General features: G+C 58.3%; 1 pseudogene and 1 other annotated feature. The pseudogene reads left to right on the top strand.

The features are described 5' to 3' along the window. The first annotated feature begins 51 nt into the window (after nt 1-51). Nucleotides 52-1,286, top strand: a pseudogene (locus tag CDV44_RS26860) (IS3 family transposase). Continuing rightward, nucleotides 330-446 (top strand) — a sequence feature (AL1L pseudoknot). (Overlaps the previous pseudogene by 117 nt.) Nucleotides 1,287-1,320: the final 34 nt, after the last annotated feature.

The raw sequence follows: 1,320 nt of genomic DNA, 5'->3' as shown, positions 1-1,320 counted from the left end.
TTGAACCGCCCCGGATTTGGTGGAGGCTCCAATTCTTGAGAAAATGGAGCTATGAACAAGTCGAACAAATTTTCTGCTGAAGTCCGCGAGCGTGCTGTGCGCATGGTGCAAGAGCATCGGGGCGAGTATCCCTCACAGTGGGCGGCGATCGAATCCATCGCCCCGAAGATCGGCTGTACGAGCCAGACGCTGCTGGGATGGCTCAAGCGAGAAGAAGTTGATAGCGGTGAGCGTGAGGGCGTCACCACGTCGGAACGTGAGCGCCTCAAGGCACTGGAGCGTGAGGTTAAGGAACTGCGCCGTGCCAATGAGATCCTGAAGCTGGCAAGCGCATTTTTCGCCCAGGCGGAACTCGACCGCCGCCTGAAGTCCTGAATGCCTTTGTCGATCAGCATCGCGACACCTTCGGGGTCGAGTCGATCTGCAAGGTCTTGCGGATTGCCCCGTAGGGCTATCGGCGTCATGCCGCGCAGCTTCGAGATCCGTCGCGGCGCTGTGCCCGAGCGAAACGCGATGAGTTTCTGAGTCCGGAAATCAAGCGAGTCTGGCAGGCCAACATGCAGGTCTACGGCGCGGACAAGGTCTGGAAGCAGTTGAACCGGGAGGGTATTGCGGTGGCACGTTGTACCGTCGAGCGGCTGATGAAGCAACTGGGTTTGCGCGGTGTGAGGCGTGGAAAGCGAGTTCGCACGACTATCCCCGAAGTATCGGCTCCACGCCCCCTCGACCGGGTCAACCGTCAGTTCAAGGCTGACCGGCCGAACCAGCTCTGGGTGTCGGATTTCACGTACGTATCGACGTGGCAGGGCTGGCTCTATGTCGCATTTGTGATCGACGTGTTCGCTCGGCGCATTGTCGGCTGGCGCGTCAGCTCGTCGATGACTACGGACTTCGTTCTGGATGCACTTGAACAGGCGCTGTACGCTCGACGGCCGGACAATGACGGAACACTGATTCACCACTCCGATAGAGGTTCGCAATACGTCAGCATTCGCTACAGCGAACGGCTGACCGAAGCAGGCATCGAGCCGTCGGTTGGCAGCCGGGGCGACAGCTACGATAACGCGCTGGCTGAAACGATCAACGGTCTGTACAAGGCAGAAATGATTCATCGTCGTGCGCCGTGGAAAACGCGTGAGTCTGTCGAATTGGCGACGCTGCAATGGGTAGCCTGGTTCAACCATCATCGGCTGATGGAACCTCTCGGCTATATCCCGCCCGCTGAAGCTGAGGCAAACTACTACCGGCAATTCAGCAACAATGTTGCAGTGTCCGTATTAACTTAAACCAATCAGCCTCCAAGATTCCCGGGGCGGTTCA

It is taken from the genome of Pandoraea sp. PE-S2R-1 (assembly GCF_002179865.1).
Classification (GTDB): domain Bacteria; phylum Pseudomonadota; class Gammaproteobacteria; order Burkholderiales; family Burkholderiaceae; genus Pandoraea.
Note: the sequence above shows the minus strand (reverse complement) of the source record. Positions and strands in the feature narration are given on the sequence as shown.